Origin of the sequence: Pseudomonas sp. HY13-MNA-CIBAN-0226 (assembly GCF_040310305.1) — a bacterium.
In the GTDB taxonomy this organism is placed as follows: Bacteria; Pseudomonadota; Gammaproteobacteria; order Pseudomonadales; family Pseudomonadaceae; genus Aquipseudomonas; species Aquipseudomonas gregormendelii.
In genome coordinates this window covers 102,174-127,885 of the sequence record NZ_JBEOPS010000010.1, presented here as the reverse complement: position 1 = coordinate 127,885, position 25,712 = coordinate 102,174, and the positions used below count along the sequence as shown (strand labels likewise).

The 25,712-nt window shown below is 59.6% G+C and carries 21 protein-coding genes; 10 read left to right on the top strand and 11 right to left on the bottom strand.

The genetic code is table 11. The annotated features are described in order from the left end of the window. Positions 1 to 179 precede the first annotated feature (179 nt). On the top strand, positions 180 to 1,274 hold the full coding sequence (gene apbC, locus AAEZ05_RS13110) for an iron-sulfur cluster carrier protein ApbC (protein ID WP_045057992.1): 1,095 nt from the start codon (positions 180 to 182) through the stop codon (positions 1,272 to 1,274). A 125-nt stretch (positions 1,275 to 1,399) separates the two neighbouring features. Here the strand turns inward: apbC and AAEZ05_RS13105 are convergent, their stop codons facing one another. Then, the gene (locus AAEZ05_RS13105) at positions 1,400 to 2,158 is read right to left on the bottom strand and encodes an SDR family oxidoreductase (protein WP_045057991.1); all 759 of its coding nucleotides are present in this window, start codon (positions 2,156 to 2,158) and stop codon (positions 1,400 to 1,402) included. A gap of 164 nt (positions 2,159 to 2,322) precedes the next feature. Between AAEZ05_RS13105 and AAEZ05_RS13100 the strand changes: the two genes are divergently transcribed. The 4 genes from AAEZ05_RS13100 to groL all read left to right on the top strand — a co-directional run bounded on the left by AAEZ05_RS13100 (position 2,323) and on the right by groL (position 5,832). After that, on the top strand, positions 2,323 to 3,054 hold the full coding sequence (locus AAEZ05_RS13100) for a HugZ family pyridoxamine 5'-phosphate oxidase (RefSeq protein WP_350599801.1): 732 nt from the start codon (positions 2,323 to 2,325) through the stop codon (positions 3,052 to 3,054). A 66-nt stretch (positions 3,055 to 3,120) separates the two neighbouring features. After that, complete coding sequence (locus AAEZ05_RS13095; RefSeq protein ID WP_045057989.1) at positions 3,121 to 3,597, top strand: FxsA family protein; 477 nt, start codon at positions 3,121 to 3,123, stop codon at positions 3,595 to 3,597. A gap of 248 nt (positions 3,598 to 3,845) precedes the next feature. Continuing rightward, positions 3,846 to 4,139, top strand: a complete 294-nt coding sequence (locus AAEZ05_RS13090; RefSeq protein ID WP_019827816.1) for a co-chaperone GroES — start codon at positions 3,846 to 3,848, stop codon at positions 4,137 to 4,139. 49 nt (positions 4,140 to 4,188) lie between these two features. Further along, positions 4,189 to 5,832 (top strand): chaperonin GroEL, encoded by a 1,644-nt coding sequence (groL, locus tag AAEZ05_RS13085; protein ID WP_045057988.1) that lies wholly within the window; start codon positions 4,189 to 4,191, stop codon positions 5,830 to 5,832. 203 nt (positions 5,833 to 6,035) lie between these two features. Here the strand turns inward: groL and AAEZ05_RS13080 are convergent, their stop codons facing one another. Beyond that, the gene (locus AAEZ05_RS13080; protein ID WP_045057987.1) at positions 6,036 to 6,779 is read right to left on the bottom strand and encodes a phosphatase PAP2 family protein; all 744 of its coding nucleotides are present in this window, start codon (positions 6,777 to 6,779) and stop codon (positions 6,036 to 6,038) included. Between the two features lie 53 nt (positions 6,780 to 6,832). Beyond that, the gene (locus tag AAEZ05_RS13075) at positions 6,833 to 8,782 is read right to left on the bottom strand and encodes an LTA synthase family protein (protein WP_045057986.1); all 1,950 of its coding nucleotides are present in this window, start codon (positions 8,780 to 8,782) and stop codon (positions 6,833 to 6,835) included. Between the two features lie 196 nt (positions 8,783 to 8,978). Here AAEZ05_RS13075 and colR point away from each other — a divergent pair, with 196 nt between their 5' ends. The 5 genes from colR to AAEZ05_RS13050 all read left to right on the top strand — a co-directional run bounded on the left by colR (position 8,979) and on the right by AAEZ05_RS13050 (position 12,713). Continuing rightward, the gene (gene colR, locus AAEZ05_RS13070) at positions 8,979 to 9,662 is read left to right on the top strand and encodes a response regulator transcription factor (protein ID WP_205891663.1); all 684 of its coding nucleotides are present in this window, start codon (positions 8,979 to 8,981) and stop codon (positions 9,660 to 9,662) included. Further along, a complete protein-coding gene (locus tag AAEZ05_RS13065; RefSeq protein ID WP_350647699.1) occupies positions 9,652 to 10,935 on the top strand; it encodes a sensor histidine kinase in 1,284 nt (427 codons plus the stop codon). The genes colR and AAEZ05_RS13065 overlap by 11 nt, the downstream gene beginning before the upstream one ends. A 161-nt stretch (positions 10,936 to 11,096) precedes the next feature. Then, positions 11,097 to 11,765 carry a class I SAM-dependent methyltransferase gene (locus tag AAEZ05_RS13060; protein ID WP_045057983.1) on the top strand — a complete coding sequence of 223 codons (669 nt, stop codon included), beginning with the start codon at positions 11,097 to 11,099 and terminating at the stop codon, positions 11,763 to 11,765. Positions 11,766 to 11,769: 4 nt separating this feature from the next. Beyond that, positions 11,770 to 12,483: a lipopolysaccharide kinase InaA family protein gene (locus tag AAEZ05_RS13055; RefSeq protein ID WP_045057982.1), complete on the top strand. Its 714-nt coding sequence runs from the start codon at positions 11,770 to 11,772 to the stop codon at positions 12,481 to 12,483. A 2-nt stretch (positions 12,484 to 12,485) separates the two neighbouring features. Further along, a complete protein-coding gene (locus AAEZ05_RS13050; protein ID WP_045057981.1) occupies positions 12,486 to 12,713 on the top strand; it encodes a hypothetical protein in 228 nt (75 codons plus the stop codon). A gap of 158 nt (positions 12,714 to 12,871) precedes the next feature. Here the strand turns inward: AAEZ05_RS13050 and AAEZ05_RS13045 are convergent, their stop codons facing one another. From AAEZ05_RS13045 to AAEZ05_RS13010, 8 genes are all read right to left on the bottom strand, one after another. Then, a complete protein-coding gene (locus AAEZ05_RS13045; RefSeq protein WP_045057980.1) occupies positions 12,872 to 15,898 on the bottom strand; it encodes a multidrug efflux RND transporter permease subunit in 3,027 nt (1,008 codons plus the stop codon). A gap of 13 nt (positions 15,899 to 15,911) precedes the next feature. Next, positions 15,912 to 17,060 (bottom strand): efflux RND transporter periplasmic adaptor subunit, encoded by a 1,149-nt coding sequence (locus tag AAEZ05_RS13040; protein WP_350647696.1) that lies wholly within the window; start codon positions 17,058 to 17,060, stop codon positions 15,912 to 15,914. Between the two features lie 201 nt (positions 17,061 to 17,261). Then, entirely contained in the window at positions 17,262 to 18,362 is a 1,101-nt protein-coding gene (locus AAEZ05_RS13035; protein WP_205891669.1) for a DUF1513 domain-containing protein, read from the bottom strand. A 14-nt stretch (positions 18,363 to 18,376) separates the two neighbouring features. After that, positions 18,377 to 19,441, bottom strand: a complete 1,065-nt coding sequence (locus AAEZ05_RS13030; RefSeq protein WP_045057977.1) for an imelysin family protein — start codon at positions 19,439 to 19,441, stop codon at positions 18,377 to 18,379. 27 nt (positions 19,442 to 19,468) lie between these two features. Then, positions 19,469 to 20,896, bottom strand: a complete 1,428-nt coding sequence (locus tag AAEZ05_RS13025) for a di-heme oxidoreductase family protein (protein ID WP_350647693.1) — start codon at positions 20,894 to 20,896, stop codon at positions 19,469 to 19,471. Positions 20,897 to 21,144: 248 nt separating this feature from the next. After that, positions 21,145 to 22,482, bottom strand: a complete 1,338-nt coding sequence (locus tag AAEZ05_RS13020; protein WP_350647691.1) for an imelysin family protein — start codon at positions 22,480 to 22,482, stop codon at positions 21,145 to 21,147. A 124-nt stretch (positions 22,483 to 22,606) separates the two neighbouring features. Next, the gene (locus AAEZ05_RS13015) at positions 22,607 to 24,658 is read right to left on the bottom strand and encodes a putative bifunctional diguanylate cyclase/phosphodiesterase (RefSeq protein WP_045057974.1); all 2,052 of its coding nucleotides are present in this window, start codon (positions 24,656 to 24,658) and stop codon (positions 22,607 to 22,609) included. A 281-nt stretch (positions 24,659 to 24,939) separates the two neighbouring features. After that, positions 24,940 to 25,536 carry a superoxide dismutase gene (locus tag AAEZ05_RS13010; RefSeq protein WP_008034365.1) on the bottom strand — a complete coding sequence of 199 codons (597 nt, stop codon included), beginning with the start codon at positions 25,534 to 25,536 and terminating at the stop codon, positions 24,940 to 24,942. Positions 25,537 to 25,712 lie beyond the last annotated feature (176 nt).

Sequence of the window (25,712 nt, the reverse complement as noted above, 5' to 3'; positions counted from 1 at the left end):
TCCGATGATTGAATCGGTGGTGCGGCCAAAAGCTCGCAGCCTTCGGCAGCGCCCACAGGCGCGTAGGCGCTGCCGAAGGCTCGGGCCGCGTTCGGACGATCTTTTCTCGGCATCCCGCGAAACGATCAGAACAGGTACGATACCCGCCTGATTTTCCAGTCTTGCTATCGGAGTTGCCCATGAGCGCCGTCAATCGCGCAGCGGTGGAAGCCGTCCTTCGCCAATACACCGACCCTTACCTGAACCAGGACCCGGTCAGCGCCGGGTGCGTGCGCACCATCGACATCCAGGGTGATCGCGTCAGCGTCCAGCTGGAGCTCGGTTACGCCGCCGGTCTGTTCAAGACGGGCTGGGCGCAGATGCTGGAAATGGCCCTCCAAAACCTGGACGGCGTGACCAGCGCCCGCGTTGATATCACCAGCGTCATCGCCGCACACAAGGCCCAGGCGCAGATTCCGGGCCTGGCCAACGTGAAGAACGTAGTCGCCGTGGCCTCCGGCAAAGGCGGCGTCGGCAAATCCACCACCGCTGCCAACCTGGCGCTGGCGCTGGCGCGCGAAGGCGCCAAGGTCGGTATTCTCGACGCGGACATCTACGGCCCGAGCCAAGGCATCATGTTCGGTATTGCCGAGGGCACACGGCCCAAGGTCAAGGATCAGAAATGGTTCGTGCCGATCGAGTCCCATGGCGTAGAAGTGATGTCCATGGCGTTCCTCACCGACGACAACACACCCATGGTCTGGCGCGGCCCGATGGTGTCCGGTGCGTTGTTGCAGCTGGTGACACAAACCGCTTGGGGCGACCTGGATTACCTGGTCATCGACATGCCGCCAGGCACCGGCGACATCCAGTTGACCCTGGCGCAGAAAGTCCCGGTGGCGGGTGCCGTGATCGTCACCACCCCGCAGGATCTGGCCCTGCTGGACGCCCGCAAAGGTGTCGAAATGTTCCGCAAGGTCAACATTCCGGTACTGGGTGTAGTGGAAAACATGGCCGTGCACATCTGCTCCAATTGCGGGCATGCCGAGCATCTGTTCGGTGAAGGCGGAGGAGTGAAGCTGGCCAATCAGTACGGCGTTGAACTGCTGGCCTCGTTGCCGCTGGCGATGGCTATCCGCGAGCAGGCCGATGGCGGCAAGCCCACGGTGATCGCCGAGCCGGACAGCCCGATTGCGCTGGTGTATCAGGAACTGGCTCGCCATGTAGGCGCGCGCATTGTGCTGCAGGAAGCGGCTTCGCCGGCGATGCCGAACATCACTATCAGCGACGATTGATCTGCTGATCGGCGTCGCTTGTTGAAAGATCGCAGCCTCGTTTCACTCGACAGCTCCTACGGGAGAGGGGGCATTCCCTGTAGGAACTGTCGAGCGAAGCGAGGCTGCGATCTCTTGATCTTGCTTTAGATCCGCAACCCGCCATCCATTTCCAGAATCCGCCCGGTGTAGTAGTCATTCTCGAAGATATAAGCTGCCGAATGCGCGATCTCGTCCGGTTTGCCCATGCGCTTGAGCGGAATACCGGCAGTCATTTTCTCCAACGCTTCAGGCTTCATGCCCAGGGTCATCTCGGTTTCGATAAAGCCTGGCGCAATGCCCGCTACGCGGATGCCGTAGCGTGCCAGCTCCTTGGCCCAGGTCACGGTGGCTGCGGCGACACCGGCCTTGGCTGCCGAGTAGTTGGTCTGGCCGACGTTGCCGGCGCGGGAAATCGACGAGATGTTAATGATCGCGCCGCTGTTGTTCAGCTCAACCATTTTCGCCGCGACCTCACGGGTGCACAGGAACACGCCGGTCAGGTTCACATCGATAACCGCCTGCCACTGGGCCAGGCTCATCTTGCTCATTACGCCGTCCTTGACCTTTAGCAGCAAGCCATCACGCAGGATGCCGGCGTTGTTGATCAGGCCATGGATTGCGCCGAAATCCTCGGCTACCTGGGCGACCATGTGCGACACCTGTTCTTCATTGGCGACGTTGCACAGGTAGGCACGGGCCTCGACCCCTTGGGCCTTGCACGCGGCAACCGCAGCGTCGAGTTTTTCCTGATTCAAGTCCACCAGCGCCAATTTGGCGCCTTTTGTTGCGAAATACTCGGCCATCGAACGGCCTAAACCCTGGCAACCGCCAGTGATAATGATTACTTTGTCAGTGAGTTGCATTCGCATGCCCTGGTCGCAGTTTGAGGGGTCTTCCTTCTAGAGAGCCGCCCTTATCTGCACCGGTCGTGGACGGGTTGCACATGAGAATTGCCCGATGGCGACTGGGAACTTATCCCCAGTCGCCCGTCCGTTTTTTCGACGGATTCTATATAAGGAGTCATAAATTGAGCGTTGAAGCGGCCAAGAATGCCCGAGAATTGCTTCTCAAGGAATACCGTGGCGTGCTGTCGACCCACTCCAAGGCCATGCCCGGTTTTCCATTCGGTTCTGTCGTCCCGTATTGCCTGGACGAGCAGGGGCGGCCGCTGATCCTGATCAGCCGCATCGCCCAGCACACCCATAACTTGCACAAAGATCCAAAATGCTCGTTGTTCGTGGGCGAGCGTGGCGCTGAAGACGTGCAGGCCGTCGGCCGCCTGACCTACCTCGCCGAAGCCGAAAAAATCGACGACCCCAGGGCCATCGAGGCTGCTGCAGAGCGTTATTACCGCTATTTCCCTGATTCGCAGAATTATCACCAGGCCCATGATTTCGACTTCTGGATGCTCAAGCCCGTGCGCCATCGCTACATCGGCGGTTTCGGCGCGATCCACTGGGTGGATCAACTGACCCTGGCCAACCCCTTCGCCGGGAAGGCGGAAGCGAGCATGGTCGAGCACATGAACGCCGATCATGGCAAAGCCATCGCGCACTATGTTGAACTGGCCGGCCTGCCCAAAACCGAGCCGGCCCTGCTGGCGGGTATCGATACCGAAGGCATGCACCTGCGCATCGGTCAGAGCCTGTACTGGCTACCGTTCCAAACGCCGTGTAATACGCCGACACAAGTGCGCGAGGCCTTGGTTTTCCTGGCTCACGCCGAGCATTGGCCAAAAAATCCGGTGGCTGGCGCTTGAATTCACGAAATGGCGACGTCATCTAGGGATTACTGGCAAGGCATTCTTGCGTTGAGGAACCATTTGATGCGCCCTTTTTTATTGCTCTTTGTACTGTTTCCGGTGTTGGAGCTGTTCGTATTCGTCAAGGTGAGTGGGGCGATCGGGTTTTTCCCGGCCCTGCTCCTGGTGATTCTCGGCTCGATGCTCGGCGTGTTCGTGCTGCGTATCGCCGGGCTGGCCACTGCGTTGCGTGCTCGTGAAAGCCTGAACCGCGGCGAATTGCCTGCCCAGACCATGCTTGAGGGCCTGATGCTGGCTCTGGCCGGTGGTCTGTTGATCCTGCCGGGTTTCGTCACTGACGTCCTGGGCCTGATCATGCTGCTGCCGATCTCCCGTCGACTGCTGGCCAACAAGATGCGCCAGCGCGCCGAAGAAGCGGCGATCCGTCAGCGCGCATTTGCCGACGACCTGCAGCCGCGGGGCGGCCCCGCTCCACGACAACCGCTGGGTCGTGAGCCTGATGTGATCGAAGGCGAGTTCGAACACCGCGATTCCAAGTAACACCTTCCATCGACACGGCACCCTCGGGTGCCGTGTTCATTTGCAGGCGCTCCAGCTAAAAAATTTTCAATGCCCACTCTTGTAATAAGCTTATGTGCCCATATGTAACGGTCACCGCAAGGTTTCTGGCGATCACGCCAGACAGACTTCCGCGTCACGCTCGTCGAGACGCACCCGGCACCGCCGGATTTGTTAAACCCGCCGGGACTACACCGGCCGATGAAAACCACAATTAGGAGAGATCGACAATGAAGCTTCGTCCTCTGCATGACCGCGTCGTCATCCGTCGCAGCGAAGAAGAAAAGAAAACCGCTGGCGGTATCGTCCTGCCAGGTTCGGCTGCTGAAAAAGCCAACAGCGGCGAGATCCTCGCTGTCGGTACCGGCCGCGTGCTGGACAACGGTGAAGTGCGTGCGCTGGCCGTGAAAGTGGGTGACAAGGTTGTGTTCGGCCCTTACTCCGGCAGCAACACTGTGAAAGTTGACGGCGAAGACCTGCTGGTAATGGCTGAGAACGAGATTCTCGCTGTTATCGAAGGCTGATACCCCGCTCATTTTCCCGCTACTACAAAGTATTTAAGGAATATCGATCATGGCTGCTAAAGAAGTTAAATTCGGCGATTCCGCCCGCAAGAAAATGCTCGCCGGTGTCAACGTCCTGGCTGACGCAGTAAAAGCGACCCTGGGCCCTAAAGGCCGTAACGTGATCATCGAGAAGAGCTTCGGCGCTCCGACCATCACCAAGGACGGCGTTTCCGTAGCCAAAGAAATCGAGCTGAAAGATCGCTTCGAAAACATGGGCGCGCAGCTGGTCAAAGACGTTGCCTCCCGTGCCAACGATGACGCAGGCGACGGCACCACCACCGCTACCGTTCTGGCTCAATCGATCGTCAACGAAGGCCTGAAAGCCGTCGCTGCCGGCATGAACCCGATGGACCTGAAGCGTGGCATCGACAAAGCGACCATCGCTATCGTCAAAGAGCTCAAAGCCCTGTCCAAGCCTTGCGCTGACACCAAGGCCATCGCTCAGGTCGGCACCATCTCGGCCAACTCCGACAGCTCCATCGGCGACATCATTGCCGAAGCCATGGAAAAAGTCGGTAAAGAAGGCGTGATCACCGTTGAAGAAGGCTCGGGCCTGGAAAACGAACTGTCGGTTGTAGAAGGCATGCAGTTCGACCGTGGTTACCTGTCCCCGTACTTCGTCAACAAGCCAGAAACCATGACTGCCGAGCTCGACGGTCCGCTGATCCTGCTGGTCGACAAAAAGATCTCCAACATCCGCGAAATGTTGCCAGTACTGGAAGCCGTTGCAAAAGCCGGCCGTCCACTGCTGATCGTTGCTGAAGACGTTGAAGGCGAAGCCCTGGCGACTTTGGTTGTGAACAACATGCGTGGCATCGTTAAAGTCGCAGCCGTCAAGGCTCCAGGCTTCGGCGACCGTCGCAAGGCCATGCTGCAGGACATCGCTGTTCTGACTGGCGGTACCGTAATCTCCGAAGAGATCGGTCTGAGCCTGGAAAGCACTACCCTGGAACACCTGGGTAATGCCAAGCGCGTGATCCTGTCCAAAGAAAACACCACCGTGATCGACGGTGCCGGCGTTGAGGCTGATATCCAGGCTCGCGTCCTGCAGATCCGTCAGCAAGTGGCTGACACTTCGTCCGACTACGACCGTGAAAAACTGCAAGAGCGTCTGGCCAAGCTGTCCGGCGGCGTTGCAGTGATCAAGGTTGGCGCTGGTTCCGAAGTTGAAATGAAAGAGAAGAAAGCCCGCGTTGAAGACGCCCTGCACGCTACCCGTGCAGCCGTTGAAGAAGGCGTGGTACCTGGCGGCGGCGTGGCACTGGTTCGCGCTCTGCAGGCTATCTCCGAACTGAAAGGCGACAACGCTGATCAAGACGTTGGTATCCAGTTGCTGCGTCGCGCTGTTGAAGCGCCACTGCGCCAGATCGTTGCCAACTCCGGCGACGAGCCAAGCGTAGTAGTCGACAAGGTCAAGCAGGGTTCGGGTAACTACGGTTACAACGCTGCTACCGGCGAATACGGCGACATGATCGAAATGGGCATCCTTGACCCGGCTAAAGTGACTCGTTCGGCTCTTCAGGCAGCGGCTTCCATCGCCAGCCTGATGATCACCACCGAAGCGATGATCGCCGAGATCAAGGACGACGCTCCAGCTGGCGGCGGTATGCCAGACATGGGCGGCATGGGCGGTATGGGCGGCATGATGTAAGCCAGCCTCACCCCTTGCATAAAAACCCCGCCTGCGTGAAGCAGGCGGGGTTTTTTATTGGCTGTCATAAAGACAAAGTCAAAAGATCGTCCGATCGCGGCCCGAGCCTTCGGCAGCTCCTACAGGGTGATTGCATATTCCCGTAGGAGCTGCCGAAGGCTGCGATCTTTTGATCTTTTGATCTTTTGATCTTTTATCTTCTGTCAGGCGCCTGCAGGTGCCGCCTCGGCAACCGCTTCAACCCGGCAAGCCGGTCGATAAAGAATGTAGTAATACGCCCCCAAACAAATCAGCCAGCAGAAAATTGCCGTCCACACGTTATGGGAAAAGAAGTGTGCGCCTTGCATCATCCGGCTCACCGAAAACACCGTGCCCAGGGCAAAGGCGAATACGAACGCCTGCCGCGCCAGGCGCGGGCGACGATCACGCAGGGCGAAGAACAAGGCGAACAAGGTAAAACCGGTGGCCGCATGCCCACCCGGCCAGCACCGGCCAGGCTTGTCGGTGGCGGGCCGCGGGCTGAGCAATTCACTGTAGGTCTCATGCCCGCCGAATTGTTCCAGGCTCCAGGGGCACTGCACGGCCGTGACTGCTTTCATGGGCGTAACAAAGGAAGTGGCCAGCGCCAGTGACAGGACCAGGCAACCCAGCTCGCGCTTGAATGGCTTGAGCCTGTCGATGAAAAACGCCCCGGTGAAGCCCAGTATGGCGAACACCGAAAAGATTATGACGACCTGCTTGGCGCGGTCATGCAGGATGTCCTCCAGGAAGTAGCTGTGGCGCCCGATAAACTGCCCGGCAACCGGATCATAAAACAGCCTGGCCAAATCCATATCCAGTGAGGTCAGTTCGAGCAGTACCAGGATGATTGCGGCAATCGCGGGTACTCCCAAGCACACCCAGAAGTTGAGGGGGCGTGAGATGGGGCGGACAACAGTTGATGGCATGGTGAGTCCTGAACAGAGGAAAATGCCCCCAGCATCAGCCCGGGGACATTCGGTTAGCGTTCGCCGACTTGGAGGTCGCCATCCTTGGGCGCTTTCCAACCAAGCAGCTGTTGCTTGAAGCCATAGCTGGCGGTTTGGTAATAGGTAATGGCGCGAGTGATCAGCGGGTCACTGGCTTGTGCCTTCGATTCGCGGCTTTCGGTCAACGCATCGTCATGCCGGCGCAGCCCTTGGCGCGGGCTGAGGATCGCCAGGTCTTTACCGTCGAACAGTCCCAAGTATTGATAGTTGCCAACGACCACCCGTGGTGGCAACGGATTATCCTGTAAAAGATTGCGGCCAAAGAATGTCGATTGGTAGTCCATATTCAGCAAACCCAGCAGGGTGGGTGCCAGATCAATCTGGCTGGCCAGTTGCGCAGTTTCCCGCGCATCAATCAATTTGGGCGCATAGATGAACAAGGGAATCTGGTAGTTGCTGATCGGCAAGTCTTCCTTGCCGGCGCTGCCCGCCGTGTGATCGGCGACGAACACGAAGATCGTATTGTCGAACCAAGGCTTCTGGCGCGCTTGCTCAAGGAAATGTCCGATGGCGTAGTCGGTGTACTTCACTGCGCCGTCGCGTCCGTTGCCGGACTTGATGTCGATCCGGTTGTCAGGGTAAGTGTAAGGGCGATGGTTGGAGGTGGTCATCAGTTGCAGCAGGAATGGCTGCTGTTTGGCGTAATCGGCGTCGGCCAGCTTCAGAGTCTGGGTATAGAGGTCTTCGTCGGCCATTCCCCAAGCGTTCTTGAAGTGAATTTCTGCTTCATCGACACTGCTCTGATCGACCACGCGATAACCGTTGCCGCTGAAAAAAGCATTCATATTGTCGAAGTAACCGCGCCCGCCATAGACGAACACGCTGTCGTAACCGACGGCATTGAGCTGTTGGCCCAGGCTGGCGAAACCGCTTTCGCGACCTACGCGTTTAACGATTGAGCGCCCCGGCGTCGGTGGGATCGCCAGGGTAATGGCTTCCAGACCTCGGTCGGTGCGGGTCCCGGTGGCGTAGAAATTGTTGAAGTACAGGCTCTCTTTACGCAGTGCATCGAGGTTTGGCGTCAGATTGCGTTCATCGCCGTTGCTGCCCATATACTTGGCGCTGAAGCTTTCGAGGGTCACTAGCACGATGTTAGGGCTGCGCGCGGTACCCGGGTTATCGATGTTGCGACGAATGTCTTGCGGGTCCTGGCCAACGAAACGAACGTTTGGCTCGCTTAGCTCTACACGGATCTGCTGGGCAACTACTTTGGACGGCAGGCTTTCATAGAACTGTTGGTAATCCAGTTCGTTGTTCCGGAATGCGGCGAAGAACTGGTAGGGGCCATTGCTCGCCAGTTCGTTTTCGTAGGCGTTGCCGCCTTGGACGCGCGGTGCGTCCTGGCTGAGCAGTTGCAGGCTCAGGCCTGCGATGATCAACAGGCCCAAGGCACTGAGCAGGCGTCGGCGTAGCGGGGGTAGCGGGGCGTCCAGCGCAGCATTGAATGGCTTGCGCAGCACAAAACTCAGGACCACGGCGAGCACCGCAAGGATGCTCAGCAACTGGCCGATCGGGTAAGACTCCAGCAAGTTGTTCAATACCTCGTCGGAGTACACCAGGTAGTCGACCGCGATGAAGTTGAAGCGCACACCGAACTCGTCCCAGAACAACCACTCGGCGACGCAGGTGAACAGCATGGCGAACAGGCTGATCGTCAGCAGCCCCTGTAAAAACCATCGATGGCCACGGCGGCGCCACAACGCTGGCGGGCAGAGCAGGAGATAGAGGCCCATCGGCAAAGCCGCATAGGCCAGGAAGCCCAAGTCGTAAAGAAGACCGATCCCAAAAACCGACCGAAAGCCGTTACCGGCCTCATCCAGGTGAGTAAGCAGCAGAGCTGTTCGGGTCAGAAAGAAAATTACCAGCCATGCACCGGTGACGAGCAATAACAAGCGCATCGGCGCAGTTTTGAAAACATCCATTAGTAACATTCCTTTTTTCACAATCCGCGCGAATTTAGCCCTCCAACTGTAGTGGACTTGTGAGCTGATAGTGAAAAACTCGTCAACCCTGGCTTTTGATTGATTGAACTGAGGCCGGCGATACCCCTGGCTCTGAGCCACCTGAGGCCTTAAGCTGCGCGGGCCATGACGGCTGTTACTGTGTAGAGGAGTACCCATGCGAATTCTGGTGGTTGAAGACAACCGCGATATCCTCGCCAATCTGGCCGATTACCTGGGGCTCAAGGGTTACACCGTGGATTGCGCGCAGGACGGCTTGTCGGGCCTGCACCTGGCCGCCACCGAGCATTACGACTTGATCGTGCTCGATATCATGCTGCCCGGCATCGATGGCTACACGTTGTGCAAACGGCTACGCGAAGACGCGCGCCGCGACACCCCGGTGATCATGCTGACCGCGCGCGATCAGCTGGACGACCGACTGCTGGGGTTCAAGTCCGGCGCTGATGACTACCTGGTCAAACCCTTCGCGCTGTCCGAGCTGGCAGCACGCATCGAAGCCGTCATGCGCCGTGCCCAAGGTGGCGGCCGCCGAATCCTGCAGGTCGGTGATTTGCAATATGACCTCGATACCCTGGAGGTCACTCGCGAAGGGCGCCTGCTCAAACTCAACCCGGTGGGCCTGAAATTGCTCGCGGTGCTGATGCAAAAAAGTCCACACGTACTGCGTCGCGAAATTCTAGAAGAAGCGTTGTGGGGTGATGATTGCCCGGACAGCGACAGCCTGCGCAGTCATGTCCACCAGTTGCGCCAGGTGATCGACAAACCGTTTGCCAAACCCTTGTTGCAAACAGTGCACGGTGTCGGTTATCGCCTGGCCGAGGGTCGAGATGGAGTTTAGACAGAGCCTCGCTCAACGGATCATCATCGCCTTTGCGTTGATGAGCGCGCTGGTGGCGGGCGCCTTTGCCATGGGCATCGTCGCGACTGTGCACCTGGTCGAGGAAAAACTGATTTCCGCGGGACTGGGCGGTGACCTGCAGCGTCTGCTGTTGATGGACAGCGTGGCGGACTGGAGCCATCGACCGGAGCCGGACCAGCTGTTCTATTTCACCGGCGGCCCGGGTGATTTCGATGTACCCAAGGACCTGCGCCACCTGGACCCGGGATTCCACGAAGTGTTTCGTGACCAGCTGTCGTATCACGCGATGGTCGAGGTCGTCGACGGCCGGCGCTACGTGCTGCTGCAGGACCAGAGCGATTTCGAAGAACGCGAGCGGGTGCTGTTTGCCGTAGTGCTGGTGGGCTTTGTCCTGAGCCTGGCGCTGGCGGTATTTCTCGGCTGGGTGCTGGCTCGCAAGGTCATGGCGCCGGTAGTGCGCCTGGCCCGGCAAGTGCGCCATCGTGACCAACTGCTGGGTATGGCGCCACCGCTTGCACCGGACTACGCCGCTGATGAAGTGGGCGAACTGGCCGTGGCCTTCGACGCCACGCTCGGGCGCCTGCGCCAGGCGTTGACCCGGGAGCGGTTGTTCACCAGTGACGTCAGTCACGAGCTGCGCACGCCATTGATGGTGCTGGCCAGTTCCTGCGAACTGTTGCTGGAGAATCCTGCTATCGACCCGCGTGGGCACGCGCAGGTCGAGCGCATCGCCCGCGCCTGCGCAGAAATGCGCGAGCTGGTGCAAACATTCCTCGTTTTGGCCCGCGCGCAACGCGAGGATGCCAGCATGGCACCTCAGCAAAGCCTCAGTGAAGTGGCCGACGGTTTGCTCAACCTCTGGCGCGAGCCGATCGAGAACAAAGGGCTGGAGTTGCAGTTTGTGCCGGGCGATCCGGCCGGCACCCGCTACAACGCCACCCTCCTGCATGCGGTGATGGGCAACCTGTTGCGCAATGCACTGCATTACACCGAGCAGGGGTTCATCCGCCTGACCCTGACGCCGACGGGGTTCCTGGTAGAAGACAGTGGGGTCGGTATTCCCGAAGAGAAACGCGAGGCGATGTTCGAGCCGTTCGTGCGGGGTGCCGAGAAACGCGGCGAAGGCCTGGGCCTGGGGCTTTCGCTGGTGCAAAGGATCTGCGAGAACCAGGGCTGGAGCGTCAGCCTGACCACGATGGAGCCCAACGGCTGCCGATTTAAAGTAGAGCTGCATCCGGTAGATGTGAGCTGACTGATCCCTTCCTGCAGCACTGGCCCATAGATATTATGCGCGCCATGTAGAACCCTGAAATACTTCAGGGTTTTACATAACAAATCTTTCACAAAGTCATGACCTGACGCTGACATGGCCCTACCTATGGTGGTCGTCATCAGCAATTAGGAAACTTGGCTATGGACAATCCGATCAAACTCGATTTTTCCAAAAAGTATGACGAACAACATGCTTTAAGATACCTTCAGAAACATAAGAACGGTTTGGGCCGCCGCCTGTCTCATTGGCGGGATATTCAGCTGGCGCGTAAAGCGCTGACGTTGGCGGGCGAGCCCGGACTGGTCCTTGATTTACCCTGTGGTGCCGGACGTTTCTGGCCTTTGCTGGCTGAGAAGAGCAATCGAGCCATTATCGGAGCCGACAACTCCGAATCGATGCTCAACGTCGCTATGCAGGCGCAACCTGCCGACGTGGTGAAAAGGGTACAACCCTTGCAGACATCTGCATTCGACATTGCCTTACCCGATAACGCCGTCGACAGTATTTTTTGCATGCGTCTGTTGCACCACATCGGTGAGGCCGAGCATCGATTGGCCATTTTGCGTGAATTCGAGCGAGTCACCCGTGACAGCGTGATCATTTCTCTGTGGGTGGACGGCAATTTCAAGGCCTGGAAACGCAAGCGCTCGGAGAGCACTCGCGGGCAGGAAGGTTACCAGAACCGTTTTGTGTTACCGGTTGTTACGGTCGAAAAAGAATTTGAGCAAGCCGGTTTCCGTATCCAGGAACGGATGGATTTTTTACCGCTCTATGCCATGTGGCGAGTTTACGTATTACGCAAGAGGTAACAGGATGGCAGTGCAATGTGCACCAGAAGTGGATGTCGATGCCGATGAGCGGTTCGACTATTTCTGGAATCAGCGCGGTGAATGGGTAGAAGAACCCAATGTGCGGCGCGGTGGCGAAAGTGGCGTGCAGCGGGTCAGGGGCAGCGATGGGCAACTGTTGTATGCCAAGCGTCAGACCGGGCACATCTACCGCAGCTGGCTGCACCCCTTTGGTCGGCCGACTGTATTGCGCGAGCTGGATGCGCTGACCGGTCTGCACAAGATCGGCGTGCGGGTACCGCAGGTGGTGTTCTGCGGCGCTCAACGCGACCCCGTTCACAAGTGGCGTGCATTGCTGGTCACCAAATCCCTGGATGGCTTTGAGGAAATCGAACACTGGTATGCCGGCGGTGGCCGTGAGCGCCATGGCGAGGCCGTTCACGACCGGGTCCTGAAGGATCTGGCGGACAACCTGGCGCGCATGCACAAAGGACGCTGGCAGCACAGCTGCATCTACATCAAGCATGTTTTCGTGCGTGTCAGCGGCGAAGGCGAGGCGGCCACGGTCGAGGTTGCATTGATCGACCTGGAGAAATGCCGGCAGCGCCTCACCGCTCGTCAGGCGGGCGCCCATGACATGAAGCAACTGCGTCGCCATTCGTCGTTCAGCTCGGCGGACTGGCAGAAACTCGTCTATTTTTATGAGACGGCGTTTGGCAGCGCTATCAAGGGTTTATAGCGATGAAACTCGAAATTGCACGAGGTTTGTTTCTCATAGGAGCCTTGGCAGTTGCTTCAATCGCGGTGGCGGCTTGGGAGCAGCCCCGCTCGCAGGTCCTCAGTTCAGTGGGCGGCGACGCTCACTGTCCAATGCCACGGGTTGCCAAGGCAAACGTGGCGTCCCAGCCTGACCATGACTTGTTACTGTTCATGTTTGGACTATCACAGGGAATGAGGCCGCAAAGTTGACTGGATTGAAGCCAAAATAAAAGGCCTCGCGTATGCGGGGCCTTTTGTTTTGGAAGCAAGTCCAACAGATCGCAGCCTCCGGCAGCTCCTGCATTAGGACCGCGTAAACCTGTCGGAGCTGCCGGAGGCTTTGGCAGCGATCGGACGATCTTTTGACGCTAGGGTTTGTCGGGTTTGGCCAGCAATGTGTACACGCATGGCAACACAAACAGCGTAAACAACGTCCCGATCGACATTCCTGTGGCAATCACCGTACCGATATCAAACCGGCTCACCGCCCCCGCGCCCGTGGCAATGATCAGCGGCACCATGCCGAACACCATCGCCGCAGTGGTCATCAGCACCGGTCGCAAGCGAATCGCCGCCGCTTCTTCCACCGCCTCGCGCGGCGACAGGCCCTTTTCCTTGCGCAGCTGGTTGGCGAATTCGACGATCAGGATCCCGTGCTTGCTGATCAGCCCGATGAGCGTCACCAACCCCACCTGGGTATAGATGTTCATGCTCGACCAGCCCAGGAACAGCGGGATCAACGCCCCGCAAATCGACAGCGGCACCGTCACCAGAATCACCAGCGGATCGCGGAAACTCTCGAACTGGGCAGCCAGCACCAGGAAGATAATCGCCAGGGCCAGGGCAAAGGTTACCCACAGCGCGCTGCCTTCCTGGATGAATTGTCTTGAGGCGCCGGCGTAATCCACGGAGAACCCTGCCGGCGCTTCTTCCCGGGCGATCTGGCGCACGGTGTCGAGGGCTTCACCCATGCTCACCAATGGCACCCCGGACAGGATCGCCGAGTTGAGTTGCTGGAACTGGTTGAGTTGCCGCGGACGCGCGCGGTCAGTAACGGTGATCAGGGTCGACAGGGCCAGGAGCTCACCCTTGGTGTTCCTGACGTAGTAGTTGTTGAGCCAGTCGGGGTTGTCGCGGAAGGGGCGCTCGACCTGGGCGATCACCTTGTAGCTGCGGCCTTCGATGGTGAAGCGGTTGATCTCCGCTTCGCCGAGCATGGTCGCCAGCGTGCCACCCAGGTCCTGCATCGACACGCCCATCTGCGCCGCTTTGGCCCGATCGATGTCCACCACCACTTCAGGCTTGTCGAATGCCAGGTCGACGTCGACGAAAGCGAATTTGCCAGACTCCATTGCTCGCTTTTTCACCCTGTCCATGACCTGCAGCAGTGACTCATAGTCGTTGGCAGAGTTGATCACGAACTGGAAGGGCAGGCCCTCGCCCGTACCCGGCAGGGAGGGCAGGTTGAAGCCGAACACCTGCAAGCCGGAAATATTCCCCAGCTTGGCCTGGAGCTCCGGCAGGATTTCCATCTGGGTGCGGCTGCGCTCATTCCATGGCTTGAGCAGGAAACCGCCAATCCCCGATTGCACGCCGTTGACGCCGTTGATCTGGAACGAGGAATAGTATTCCGGGAACTCCTTGAAGATTTGGATGAACTCGTCGGTGTAGGCGTTGAGGTAATTGAGGTTGGTCGGCTGCGGCGCGTTGGCCAGCATGAAGATAATGCCCTGGTCTTCGTCGGGGGCCAGCTCGGACTTGGTGAACTTGAGCAATACCGGAATCAGGCACAACACGATAACCGCGAACACCAGCACCACGGGCCGGGTGTTCAGGGTGCCGTGCAACATTTTCTGATAACGGCGCTTGATGGTTTCGAAAGCCCGGTCCAGGCGATGGGAAAATCCGCTGGGATTTTCATCGTGGCGCAGCAAAAAAGCGCACATCATCGGCGATAGGGTCAGCGCGACGACACCTGAGATAACTACCGCGCCGGCCAGTGTGAGGGCAAACTCCTTGAACAACGCCCCGGTCAGTCCGGTGAGGAAGCCGATGGGCGCATAGACCGCCGCCAGGGTGATGGTCATGGAAACCACCGGCATGGCGATTTCCCTGGCGCCCTCAAGGGCGGCATCCATGGGCGTCTTGCCTTCCTCGATATGACGGTGGATGTTCTCCACCACCACGATGGCATCGTCCACCACCAGGCCGATAGCCAGGACCATGGCCAGCAGGGTCAGCAGGTTGATCGAGTAACCCATCATCTGCATGAAGAACATCACGCCAATCATCGATAGCGGGATGGTCACCACCGGGATCACCACCGAGCGCAGCGCACCCAGGAACAGGAATACGACAACTATGACGATGAGTACGGCTTCGAACAGCGTCTTGACCACCTCATCGATCGAGGCCTGGATGAACAAGGTCGCATCATAGGCAATTTCACCCTTGAGGTTCGGCGGCAGCTGGGCCTCCAGGTCCGGCATGATCTTGCGGACTTCCTTGATCACGTCCAGCGGGTTGGCGCCCGGCGTGGCCTTGATGCCGATGTACACCGACGGGGTGCCCCCGAAGGAACTGATGGTGTCGTAGTTCTCCGCGCCCATCTCCACCCGGGCGACGTCGCCGAGCAGCACGCGGCTGTCGCCGTCGATCTTCAACGCAATCGCGGCGAAGGCTTCAGCAGACTTGAGCTCGGTGTTGGCGTTGATGCTGGTGACTACATACTCGCCTTTCACTTCACCGGCGGCGGAAAGAAAGTTGTATTGCCGAACCGCGTTGGTCACGTCGCTGGCGGTCAGGCCGAAGCCGGCCAGCTTCACCGGGTCCAGCCACAGGCGCATGGCGAACACCTGGTTGCCGAGAATCTCGGCTTCGGCCATGCCGGGCAGGGTGGCCAGCTTCGGCTGGATCACCCGCGACAGGTAGTCGGTGATCTGCGGGTTGTTCAGTTCCTTGCTGAAGAAGCTGATGTACATCAAGGCCGAAGCGTCGGCGGCTTCCTTGCTCAGCACCGGGTCTTCAGCGTCCTGGGGCAGCTGGTTCTTGACCTCGTTGGCCTTGGCCAGCAGTTCGGTGAACAGGCGGTCGCTGTTGGCGCCGATGCGCGCATAAATCGAGATGACCGAGAAGTTCTGGCGACTGACCGAGGTCATGTAGTCAATGCCTTCGGCGCTGGCCAGGCTTTGTTGCATTGGCTGGGTGATGTAGCCCTGGATAGTTTCGGCGTTCGCCCCGGGGTAGGCGGTGGTCACCGTGATCAGTGCGTTTTCCATCTGCGGGTACTGGCGCAGGGGCAGTTTGCTCCAGGCCTGGAAGCCCAGCAGCACAATCAACAGGCTGACCACGGTGGCGAGCACCGGGCGGCGGATGAACGGGTCGGTAAAAGCCATGGGGATTCCTTGATCAGTCCGCGCGCGGCGTGCTGTTCTGCTCGGCTAACGTCTTGTCGTCGCTGATTGCGATGGGTGCGCCGTTGTCCAGTTTGATCTGGCCGGCGGTGACCACTTTTTCACCCTTTTGCACACCTTTGTTAATTATCACCAGGCCGTCGCGGCGCTCGCCGGTTTCGATGAAACGCCGCTCGGCGATGAGGATCGGCTGATTCTTGTCGTCTTTCTCGACTGTGCCGTCTTCGGCTTTTTTCTGCGCCACCACGTACAGCGAGTTGCCGTAGAGGGTATAGGTGATAGCACTCTCCGGCACGACGATGCGCAGCTGCGGATCCGGCAGCAGGACCTGCAGGCTGGCGAACATGCCTGGCAGCAGCTTGCCCTCGGGGTTGGCCAGGGTGGCGCGCACTTGCACGTTACGGGTGGTGTTCTCGACTTTCGGGTTGATCGCGCTGATGGTGCCGGGGAACGTCTGGGCCGGGTAGGCGGAAACCACGATCTGCACCGCCTGGCCCGCCGCGATTTTCGGTACCGATTGCTCAGGCAGGAAAAAGTCGACGTACAGGCTGGTAAGATCCTGCAAAGTGGCGATCACCGTGCCGCTGGCCACATAGTCGCCAACGTCCACCTGGCGGATGCCGATGGTGCCGCTGAAGGGCGCAAGAATGCGCTTCTTCGCCAGTGAAGCCTTGAGCTGATTGACCGTGGCCTTGTTCTTCTTGAACACGGCAGAGAGCCTGTCGAACTCGCCTTTGGAGATGGCCTGGCTGCCCACCAGCTGGCTGCCGCGGTTGTAGTCGACCTGGGCCAGCCCGAGGTCAGCCTGTGCGGTTTCCAGCAGTGCGCTTTCGACGGCGCTGTCGAGTTGCACAATCGGCTGGCCGGCCTTGACCTTCTGTCCAGACTCAAACTGCACCTCGGTGACGGTGCCGGCGATTTCCAGGCTCAGGTCTACGCCCTGCAGCGCCTTGAGGGTGCCAACGGTAGGCAGGCGGGCTTGCCAGGGCTGCTCGGTGGCGGTGGCCACGGCGACGCTGGTCGGCGGTTTAGGCGCAGAGAAGCCTTGGATCATCGTGTAGATGGAGAAGGCCTTGTAGGCAGCCAGGACCAACACGATCAACAGCACAACACCCAACATGATCAGCATGCGACGGCGCAGCATATTTCCACTTCCTTGGAGAAAATCAGAGCATACAGATCGGCACATTACTCCGAGTGGCGGGGGGATTCCAACTGATAGAACTTACAGGGGGTACGGCTTTCGACGGGCGTTGGCCTGAAAAGATCGCAGCCTTCGGCAGCTCCTGCAGGGTGTGCGCATTCCAGTGCAGGAGTTGCCGAAGGCTGCGATCTTTTGGCGTTATTACGTCATCAGGTGCAGATGGTTATCCCAGAGCCCTGCAGGCAGTTCCAGGGGTTTTGCCAGCAGGTCCGCCTGGCGGCAGTCGTAGTACCGGCAGCGGCCCTGGCCCGAGGTCACGACAAAACCATCAGCCACCGCACCGACCCCGGCGCAATCTGGAAGCGGCGCATCCAGGCGCACTTCGCCGCTGTCCAGGTCCCAGATGAAAAAGCGGTTGCCCCGTGGCGCAGTCAGCGCCACCAGGCGCAAGTCACTGTGCACCGCCACGCTTGCGGTGTAATGACCCATCGCCTGCAACTGGTGTTCAGGCACAGGGAACGCCACGAATGGCTGGCCGGGCCGCTTGATCGCCAACAACTCCGAGGATTCGTGGGACGGTCCCATGAATTGCTGGCCGGCGACGATGGTGCCGTCGTTGGCGATGCCCAGGTGTCGCACGCTGTTCATTTGCTGGGCGAGGGTTTCCTTGCTCAGCAGGGTCCCGTCGCGTTGCATCAGCACCAGGCTCGGCTCCATGGCGTTCAGATTCATCTCGACCCGGCTCTCGGCCTCGGTGCGAATGCCGCCGTTGGCCACCACCAGGGTCTCGCCATCGGGCATCCATGACACTTGGTGCGGACCGATACCGTGGGTAGAGATCTCGCCGCTGTGGACCAGACGCTGGCCCTCGAAACGGTACACCCCGAGCAGGCCTCGACCGGGATCGGAGGTATCGTTTTCGGTGGCGTACAGCCAGTCGCCGCTGCTGTGGATCACTGCGTGGCCGTAGAAGTGCCGGTTGGACAGCGAGGTCACGGTTTGCAGCACAGTGCCGTCGCGCAGGTCGATCAGGTAACTCTCGGTACCTGGGCGACGGGCCACGAACAAGGCCATCGGCTCTGTCGGATGATTGATGATGTCATGGCAACGCTGGCCAACCTGCGTGGCGAACACCTGCGTGCCGTCCAGACGATAACCGACCGCATAGTGCTTGCCATCGGTATCGTCCCGCGCCGAGAGCAGCAGAGGGCTCTTGTCCTTTTGCTTGAACAGCGTCCAGCCGCCCAGTGTCACTGCTCCCAGCAGCAAGCTACCTAAAGTCAGAGCCTGACGTCGCAGCATCGCAGTCGCCCTCATCAGTCACCGTCGTTGGCGTTAAAGCCCAGTTGGATGCCCAGCGCCTTGGCCAGTTCGCCTTCGTGCAGGCGATGGACGACGTTGAGGCTGTCGTAGATATCGTTGAGTTGCTGGCGACCGGCGTCGTCGCCAAGCATTTCGGCCAACGTGCGCTGATTGCTGGCGAACAGTTTCAGGGATGCAGCGTAAGCGGCGTCGATCTTGTCGGCCAGGGGTTTCTGCTCGCTCGGCAGCAGGCCGCGCAGGCCTTTGTTGTCGACACCTTCCCAGACGGTCTTGGCGGCGGCAAGGCTGGCTTCCAGACCACTGAGGGAGGAATGGCTACGCCATGCATCGGCCTGGAACGGTTGTGGCACGCCTTTACTCTGGCGGCCCATCGGTGTGCCGAGTTTTTTCTTCAGGCTGTCGAGGGCGGTCACCTGCACTCGCAGCAGATCGGCGATGGCCTCATGGGAGTCGGCGTAGCGCTGGTTGGGGAATTTGCTCATTTGCGCGAGCATGCCGTCGGTGTTGTTCCAGCTTTTGAGAATGTCTTCGGCCAGCAGTTTCTGATGTTCGCCGATCGCCTTGAGCAATGGGCAGTATTTGGCTTTCTGCGCATCGTTGGCAACGTCAGGCTTGCTGTCGAACAGGATGTATTCGTAGGCCGACAGTCCTTGCACCACAACACTCGACTTGGCGAGGGTAGCTGCGTCGATCTGCGGCTGCGCGGTGACCAGTTGCTCGACCTGCCGGCCGACCAGGTTTTTCTTGTCCGGCCAGAACTGCACGGACCAGGCACGATTGCCCTCGGCCAGGGGGCCGATCAGCAGCGGCTGCAACTCGGCCCAGGCCTTTTGCGCATGCAGGAAGTCCTTGCGTGCCGTGTCGAGATTTTCCTTGCCTTCGCAGTAGGCGAGGGCACTGACAGCCAATTGGCGATCGGCTTCCACCCAGCGGGTGTACGTTGGCAGGATCACCGATTTGGCGATTGCCGCCGACGTGACGGCCTGCGGGTCCTGCGGGGAGCAGGCGCCCAGGGCGAGGGCGGCAAGACTGGTGAACAACAATTTGGGACGGAACATGTAAGGCTCCCGCTGAGTAGACGCTTATTAAAGGGAATTCAGGAACGCCAGCAACGCAGCGCGCTGCTCGGCGTTGAAAGACAACACCTGTTGCTGCGCCGCCTTGGCTTCGCCGCCATGCCAGAGCACGGCTTCGAGCAGACTGCGGGCGCGGCCGTCATGCAAAAACTGGGTATGGCCACTGACCGCCTGCGTGAGGCCGATGCCCCACAACGGCGGGGTGCGCCATTGGCGGCCACTGGCCTGGAATTCGGTACGGTTGTCGGCAAGGCCTTCGCCCATGTCATGCAGCAGCAGGTCGCTGTAGGGGCGGATCACCTGATTGGCCAGTTCAGGTTCTGCGGCCGTCGCTGCGGTGGTGTATTTGGGGGTGTGGCAGGACTGGCACCCGGCCTGGAAAAACAGGCTCTTGCCCGCCAGCACCTCGGGCGCGCTGACATCACGACGGGCTGGAACGGCCAGGTTGCGGCTGTAGAACAGCACCAGGCGCAGGATGTTGTCGCTGACTTCCGGCTCGCCATCGGGGCCATTACCGTTGGGCGCCTGCCTGCACGCGGTTTGCGCGTCGGTGCAGTCATCGATGGGCTTTAGGCTGGTCGTGAGGCCCATGTCACCGGAAAACGCGTGGACGTTCTGCTGATTCAGATTCGGTTGCCCGGCTTTCCAGCCAAATCGACCCAGAACGGCTTTTTGCTGCACGTCGTCCCAGACCCAATTGGGCTGTCCGCTGATGCCCCGGTTCTCCTTGGCCTGCGCTTGGGCGTTGGCCAGGATGGCGGCTTGCGGGATGGCTTCGAGCAGGCCCAGGCCGATCATCGGCGGAGCGACCCGTGCCGAGAAGCGCGTGTCGGGGTGCATCGGGCCGTAGCCGAGCTGGCTGATCTGCAAACTGGGTTTGCGCAGCTCGATCTCAGTGCCGTCCTTGAAACGCACAGGCACTGGTGTGTAATCGACTCGCACCTTGCCTTCGGGAACCACGCCCGGTACTGACATGTCCTGCAACTGACCGCCGTAGACGGGCTCCGGGACCACGCCGAGCTGCTCAATGACCTTGGCATAAGCCGGCGCATCCGGGATCGACAGGCGCACCAGCATTGACACGGCATTGGCCGCACCCGGCGTGGGCGGGTGGCCGCGACCGTCCTTGATGTGGCAGTTCTGGCAGGCGTTAGTGTTGAACAGGGGCCCCAAGCCGTCGCGTGCGGTGGTGGTCGAAGGGGCGATCACCCAGGGGTTGCGGAAGAAGCTGTTGCCGACGCTGAAGTCCACGCGCCGTGAGGGCGCAAGGTTGGCGGAGGGCAGGGAAAAGGCATTCTGATCTGTCTTGCGCACAGTCGCGCTGCCACCGGAACGGGCTTCACCGGGTTCGGCCTTGGTAAAACGCGGGGCGTCATCGCAGGCACTCAGGCACAGGGCCAGAAACAGTGCGGATAAGCGAAGAGGCAGCGAGAGCATCAGACATCCTGCAGAACGAGCAAAACACGGGCGCAAAGTCTAACAGGGCGGTGAAGATTGAATAAGAGGAATTATCGTTTGGTTGATGTGGCGCAGGAAAAGATCGCAGCCTTCCGCAGCTCCTACGGGTTTACGCCGATCAATTTAGGAGCTGCCGAAGGCTGCGATCTTTTATGGACTAGCGCACAACATTAAGCGAAAACAAAAAAGGCGACCCTGAGGTCGCCTTTTGATCCAGCCAGCGTTGATCAGAACTCGTGATCAGCGTTGTCCGGGTTCAGGTCGCTGATGCCCAGCTTGCCAGCAGCGGCTTCGATCGAACCGGTCTGCTTGACCAGCGAAGCGATGGCGTCGCGAACGATCTGGTTGCCGGCGGTGTTGCCGGCCGCGATCAACTGGTCGTAGTGCTCACCCTTGTTGGCGTGGTCGACGATGACCTGCATCTTGGCTTCAGTGGCTTCCAGGTCAGCTTTCAACGCGCTGTCGGCAGCCGGATCAGCCTTGGCCACCAGGGACGACAGGCTCGCGCCGGTCATCTTGGTACCGTCGACGCGGGTGTATTCGCCCAGGTATACGTTACGGATGCCTTTGGCGTCGTAGAACTGCGAGTTGTGGGTGTTATCGCTGAAGCAATCGTGCTCGTCTTCAGGGGAGTTGGCTTCCAGGGAAACCTTCATGCGCTCGCCCGCCAGTTCGCCCAGGGACAGGGACCCCATGCCGAACAGCATTTTGCGCAGGCCGGTTTCACCCGGCTCGGCTTCCAGCGTCGCGCGGTAGTTGTCGGTCACGTTCGGCTTCCAGTTGCCGACCATCTCTTCCAGGTCGCTGACCAGCAGTTGGGTCACGGACTTGAGGTAGGCACGACGACGATCGTTGTGACCACCGGTGGCGCCAGTGCCTTCGAGGTAGTCGGAAGCCGGACGGTTGCCAGCGCCAGGGCCGGTGCCGTTCAGGTCCTGGCCCCACAACAGGAATTCGATGGCGTGGTAGCCGGTGGCGACGTTGGCCTCGGAACCGCCCAGCTCATTGAGGCTGGCGAGTTTTTCCGGGGTGATGTCCTTGACGTCGATCTTGTCTTCGCCGACCTGAACTTCAGTGTTGGCGATGATGTTGGCCGTCGCCCCCGGGTTGCCCAGTGCGTGCTCGTAGGACTTGTCGACATAGTCGATCAGGCCTTCGTCCAGTGGCCAGGCGTTCACCTGACCTTCCCAGTCGTCGATGATGGTGTTGCCGAAGCGGAATACTTCGCTCTGCAGGTAAGGTACGCGAGCAGCTACCCAGGCAGCTTTGGCCGCTTTCAGGGTGTCGGCGTTCGGCTTGGCGAGGAAGGCGTCGACAGCGCTCTGCAGGGTTTTCGCGGTGGATTCGGCATCGCTGTAGACGGCGAAGACGATGTCGGCGTAATGCGCGACAACGGCTTTGGCGGCGGCTTCGTCGACCTTGCCGGCAGCAGCAGGCGCCGGGGCTGTGGCAGTGGCGGCTGGAGTCGGCGCCGGAGCGGCAGCTTTGTCTTTGCCTTCGCCACAACCGGCGAGGGAAATAGCGATGGCCAACAGACTGGCGGTAGCCAGAGGCATACGAATCATGGCGAACATCCTGCTTCGAGAAGGGGGTGGAATGGCGCAGCAAGCGCGCAAAACTGCGACATAATGCAAATCTTTCGCATTATCTGTAAAGGGTTGTGACTGTAAATATTTCTTGTTCACGCACCTACAGGATCACAGCATTGCTGCGCTGCGCCTGCTTGAGGTAGGCGCTCAACTCTCGCGCCGGCAATGGCTTGCTGTAGAAATAGCCCTGCCCCTCGTGGCAACCCTCGGAGATGATGTAGGCCTCCTGCTCTGCCGTTTCCACGCCCTCGGCAATCACCTGCATGCCCAGGCTTTTGCCCAGCTGGATAATCGCCCGGACGATCGTGGCATCGTCGTCATCGTCCAGCAGGTCCTGGACGAAGCTCTTGTCGATCTTGATCTTGTCCAGCGGCAGGCTCTTGAGGTAACTGAGCGACGAGTACCCGGTACCGAAATCGTCGATCGCGATCAACGCGCCGGAGCGACGCAGGCTCAGCAGGTGCTGGGCGGCGGTGCTGATGTCTTCCATCAGGCCGGTTTCCGTGACTTCCAGTTCCAGGCTGCGCGGTGGCAGGCGGTACATCTGCAGCAGGTTGTTGACCACCCTTGGCAGTTCGGCGTGGTGCAATTGCACGGTGGACAGGTTGACCGCCATGCGCAGGTCGATGAAGCCTTGGTCATGCCAGTCGCGTAGTTGCTTGCAGGCTTGATCCAGTACCCACTCGCCGATGGCGATAATGGTGCCGTTCTGCTCTGCCAGCGGGATGAACAGGTCTGGCGGGACCAGGCCGTGCTCGGGATGCTGCCAGCGAATCAACGCCTCGACACCCACCACGCGGTTTTCCCGGTAGCTGATCTGGGGTTGGTAAACCAGATAGAACTGGTCGCGGGCCAGGGCATCGCGCAGGTCTTTTTCCAGCTCGCGACGGCGGCGCATCTCGGTGTCGACGCTGGCGATGTAAAACTGGTAGCGGTTGCGCGAGCGGGTCTTGGCCAGGGTCATGGTCTGCTCGGCTTTCTGCAGCAGCTTTTCAGTGCTGTCGCCATCCTCGGGAAACAGGGTGATGCCGATGGTCGCGCGCAGGCGAATTTCCTGATGATCAAGAGCAAACGCGGCTTCGAGATCGTCGAGAATGCTCTGGGCCAGTTCCGCCGCTTCATAGGGCTGTTCGATGTCGGCCTGGACCAGGGCGAACTGGTCGCCGCCGAGACGGGCCAGTGCGCCAAGGCGTCCGCTATGGGCCCGCAGGCGATCGGCAAGGGCCAGCAACAGTTGGTCGCCGGTCTGGTAGCTGAACTGTTCGTTGATACCCTTGAAGTCATCGAGGCCCACGCACAGCACCGCCACCCGGCGCTGCAACTTGCCGGCGTCCACCAGGATCTTGTCGAGTTGATGCTGCAGCTGCTGGCGGTTTGGCAGGCCGGTCAGGAAATCGTACTGCGACATGCGCAGCAGGCTGTTTTCCGCTTCGTGGCGCAGGTGCGTGTTGCGCTCGATGGACTCCAGCAACTGGTTGGCGGTGTTGATCCAGATACCCAGTTCGTTGTTCTCGTGCCCCTTGAGCTGGGGAATCTTGTGTTCGCTGGGTCGGTCCGGGTTGATTTCAGTCAGGTGCTCGATGATCCGCGACAGTGGTTTGGTCAGCAGCCAGTGATAGACCAGGTACAACACCAGGCCCATGGCCAGTGCCCGCAAGACCCCGGAGATGAAGATGATCACCGAGCTGACGATAAACCCCTGGCCATAGGTGGCGGTGTCGAGGGTGATACTCAGGTCGCCGTAATACTCGCTGTACGGGCCGCGCCCCACCAGTTGCGTGGTGAAAGTGCGTTCCTTGCCAAGAATCAGGTCAGTCAGCCAACGGCTCTCGGAATGCTGCAGGTCGCGGGATTTCTGCGCGAGCATCGCCTCGTTGGGATGGCCGATGGAGGCCTGGCGCACGGCGTCGTCCTGAAAAAGACCTTCGATGACCTGCATGCCCATCTCGCGGTCCAGGCTGTAGACGGCCTGGGTGGAGGGGTCACGAAACATGTCGAGGATGCGCTCGGCATCATTGGCCACGGCCTGGCGTGTCTTATAGGCATCGAAGACGATCTGCGCGCAGCTCAAGACCACGCCGACGATCAATGCCGACAGGAGCACGACCCGGAGCAACTTCACCGACAAGCTGTTCTTGAGTTCCAGCTTCAAAAGGCTATTCCTTGTTCCGTGCGGGTAGCATCAAGTTGCCATGAGTATTGGCAATCCCGTGATGGCAGTCAAAGGGACATTCATCCGCGGGAGATTTTGCCTGCTGCCTGGCGAAAATGCAGTTGCCTGAGGTTTTCTGCTGATCAGCACTGTGTCGTCAGGCGGGCCCTGGAACTTGAGGGCGGCTGGATGATTTTTTCCACGGGTCGATGTTAGACCGGTCTTTTGCGCACCCATAAAAAAACCCGGCCGAAGCCGGGTTTTCTTTACCGGTGTCGATCTTAAGCGGTGAAGGTTTTGCCTTCGAACTGCTCAGCCACGAATTTCCAGTTGACCAGGTTCCAGAACGCTTCGACGTATTTCGGACGAACGTTGCGGTAGTCGATGTAGTAAGCATGTTCCCAGACGTCGCAGGTCAGCAGCGGGGTATCGCCATTGGTCAGCGGGTTGCCGGCGCCGATGGTGCTGGCCAGGGCCAGGGAACCGTCAGCCTTTTTCACCAGCCAGCCCCAACCGGAACCGAAGGTGCCGATGGACGTCTTGCTGAACTCTTCCTTGAACTTGTCGAACGAACCGAACGAAGCGTTGATGGCTTCAGCCAGGGCGCCGGTTGGTTGACCGCCGGCGTTTGGCGCCAGGCAGTTCCAGTAGAAAGTGTGGTTCCAGACCTGAGCGGCGTTGTTGAAGATACCGCCCGAGGAAGACTTGACGATTTCTTCCAGGGTCTTGCCTTCGAACTCGGTGCCTGGCACCAGGTTGTTCAGGTTCACGACGTAGGTGTTGTGGTGCTTGTCGTGGTGGTATTCCAGTGTTTCCTTGGAAATGTGCGGCTGCAGGGCATCGTGTGCGTAAGGCAGCGGCGGCAATTCGAAAGCCATGATGATTCTCCTAATCAGGTCAGTTGCGGTGAGCGCAAGGCCGATCACGGGCGGCCAGACAAGCGCCGGGGAGTTTGTACTCTTTGCGGCGCATCGGACCGGATCATAGCACCGGGGGTGCGGCATAACCACGCAACAACTGTGTGGGATAGAGGTTCCAGAGCCTTTTGGAATAA

What these genes read in the sequence shown, in the direction of transcription:
- apbC (WP_045057992.1), top strand. Translation starts at nt 180, where the DNA reads ATGAGCGCCGTCAATCGCGCAGCGGTGGAAGCCGTCCTTCGCCAATAC.
- AAEZ05_RS13105 (WP_045057991.1), bottom strand. Translation starts at nt 2,158, where the DNA reads ATGCAACTCACTGACAAAGTAATCATTATCACTGGCGGTTGCCAGGGT.
- AAEZ05_RS13095 (WP_045057989.1), top strand. Translation starts at nt 3,121, where the DNA reads ATGCGCCCTTTTTTATTGCTCTTTGTACTGTTTCCGGTGTTGGAGCTG.
- AAEZ05_RS13090 (WP_019827816.1), top strand. Translation starts at nt 3,846, where the DNA reads ATGAAGCTTCGTCCTCTGCATGACCGCGTCGTCATCCGTCGCAGCGAA.
- groL (WP_045057988.1), top strand. Translation starts at nt 4,189, where the DNA reads ATGGCTGCTAAAGAAGTTAAATTCGGCGATTCCGCCCGCAAGAAAATG.
- AAEZ05_RS13080 (WP_045057987.1), bottom strand. Translation starts at nt 6,779, where the DNA reads ATGCCATCAACTGTTGTCCGCCCCATCTCACGCCCCCTCAACTTCTGG.
- AAEZ05_RS13075 (WP_045057986.1), bottom strand. Translation starts at nt 8,782, where the DNA reads ATGGATGTTTTCAAAACTGCGCCGATGCGCTTGTTATTGCTCGTCACC.
- colR (WP_205891663.1), top strand. Translation starts at nt 8,979, where the DNA reads ATGCGAATTCTGGTGGTTGAAGACAACCGCGATATCCTCGCCAATCTG.
- AAEZ05_RS13065 (WP_350647699.1), top strand. Translation starts at nt 9,652, where the DNA reads ATGGAGTTTAGACAGAGCCTCGCTCAACGGATCATCATCGCCTTTGCG.
- AAEZ05_RS13060 (WP_045057983.1), top strand. Translation starts at nt 11,097, where the DNA reads ATGGACAATCCGATCAAACTCGATTTTTCCAAAAAGTATGACGAACAA.
- AAEZ05_RS13055 (WP_045057982.1), top strand. Translation starts at nt 11,770, where the DNA reads ATGGCAGTGCAATGTGCACCAGAAGTGGATGTCGATGCCGATGAGCGG.
- AAEZ05_RS13050 (WP_045057981.1), top strand. Translation starts at nt 12,486, where the DNA reads ATGAAACTCGAAATTGCACGAGGTTTGTTTCTCATAGGAGCCTTGGCA.
- AAEZ05_RS13045 (WP_045057980.1), bottom strand. Translation starts at nt 15,898, where the DNA reads ATGGCTTTTACCGACCCGTTCATCCGCCGCCCGGTGCTCGCCACCGTG.
- AAEZ05_RS13040 (WP_350647696.1), bottom strand. Translation starts at nt 17,060, where the DNA reads ATGCTGCGCCGTCGCATGCTGATCATGTTGGGTGTTGTGCTGTTGATC.
- AAEZ05_RS13035 (WP_205891669.1), bottom strand. Translation starts at nt 18,362, where the DNA reads ATGCTGCGACGTCAGGCTCTGACTTTAGGTAGCTTGCTGCTGGGAGCA.
- AAEZ05_RS13030 (WP_045057977.1), bottom strand. Translation starts at nt 19,441, where the DNA reads ATGTTCCGTCCCAAATTGTTGTTCACCAGTCTTGCCGCCCTCGCCCTG.
- AAEZ05_RS13025 (WP_350647693.1), bottom strand. Translation starts at nt 20,896, where the DNA reads ATGCTCTCGCTGCCTCTTCGCTTATCCGCACTGTTTCTGGCCCTGTGC.
- AAEZ05_RS13020 (WP_350647691.1), bottom strand. Translation starts at nt 22,482, where the DNA reads ATGATTCGTATGCCTCTGGCTACCGCCAGTCTGTTGGCCATCGCTATT.
- AAEZ05_RS13010 (WP_008034365.1), bottom strand. Translation starts at nt 25,536, where the DNA reads ATGGCTTTCGAATTGCCGCCGCTGCCTTACGCACACGATGCCCTGCAG.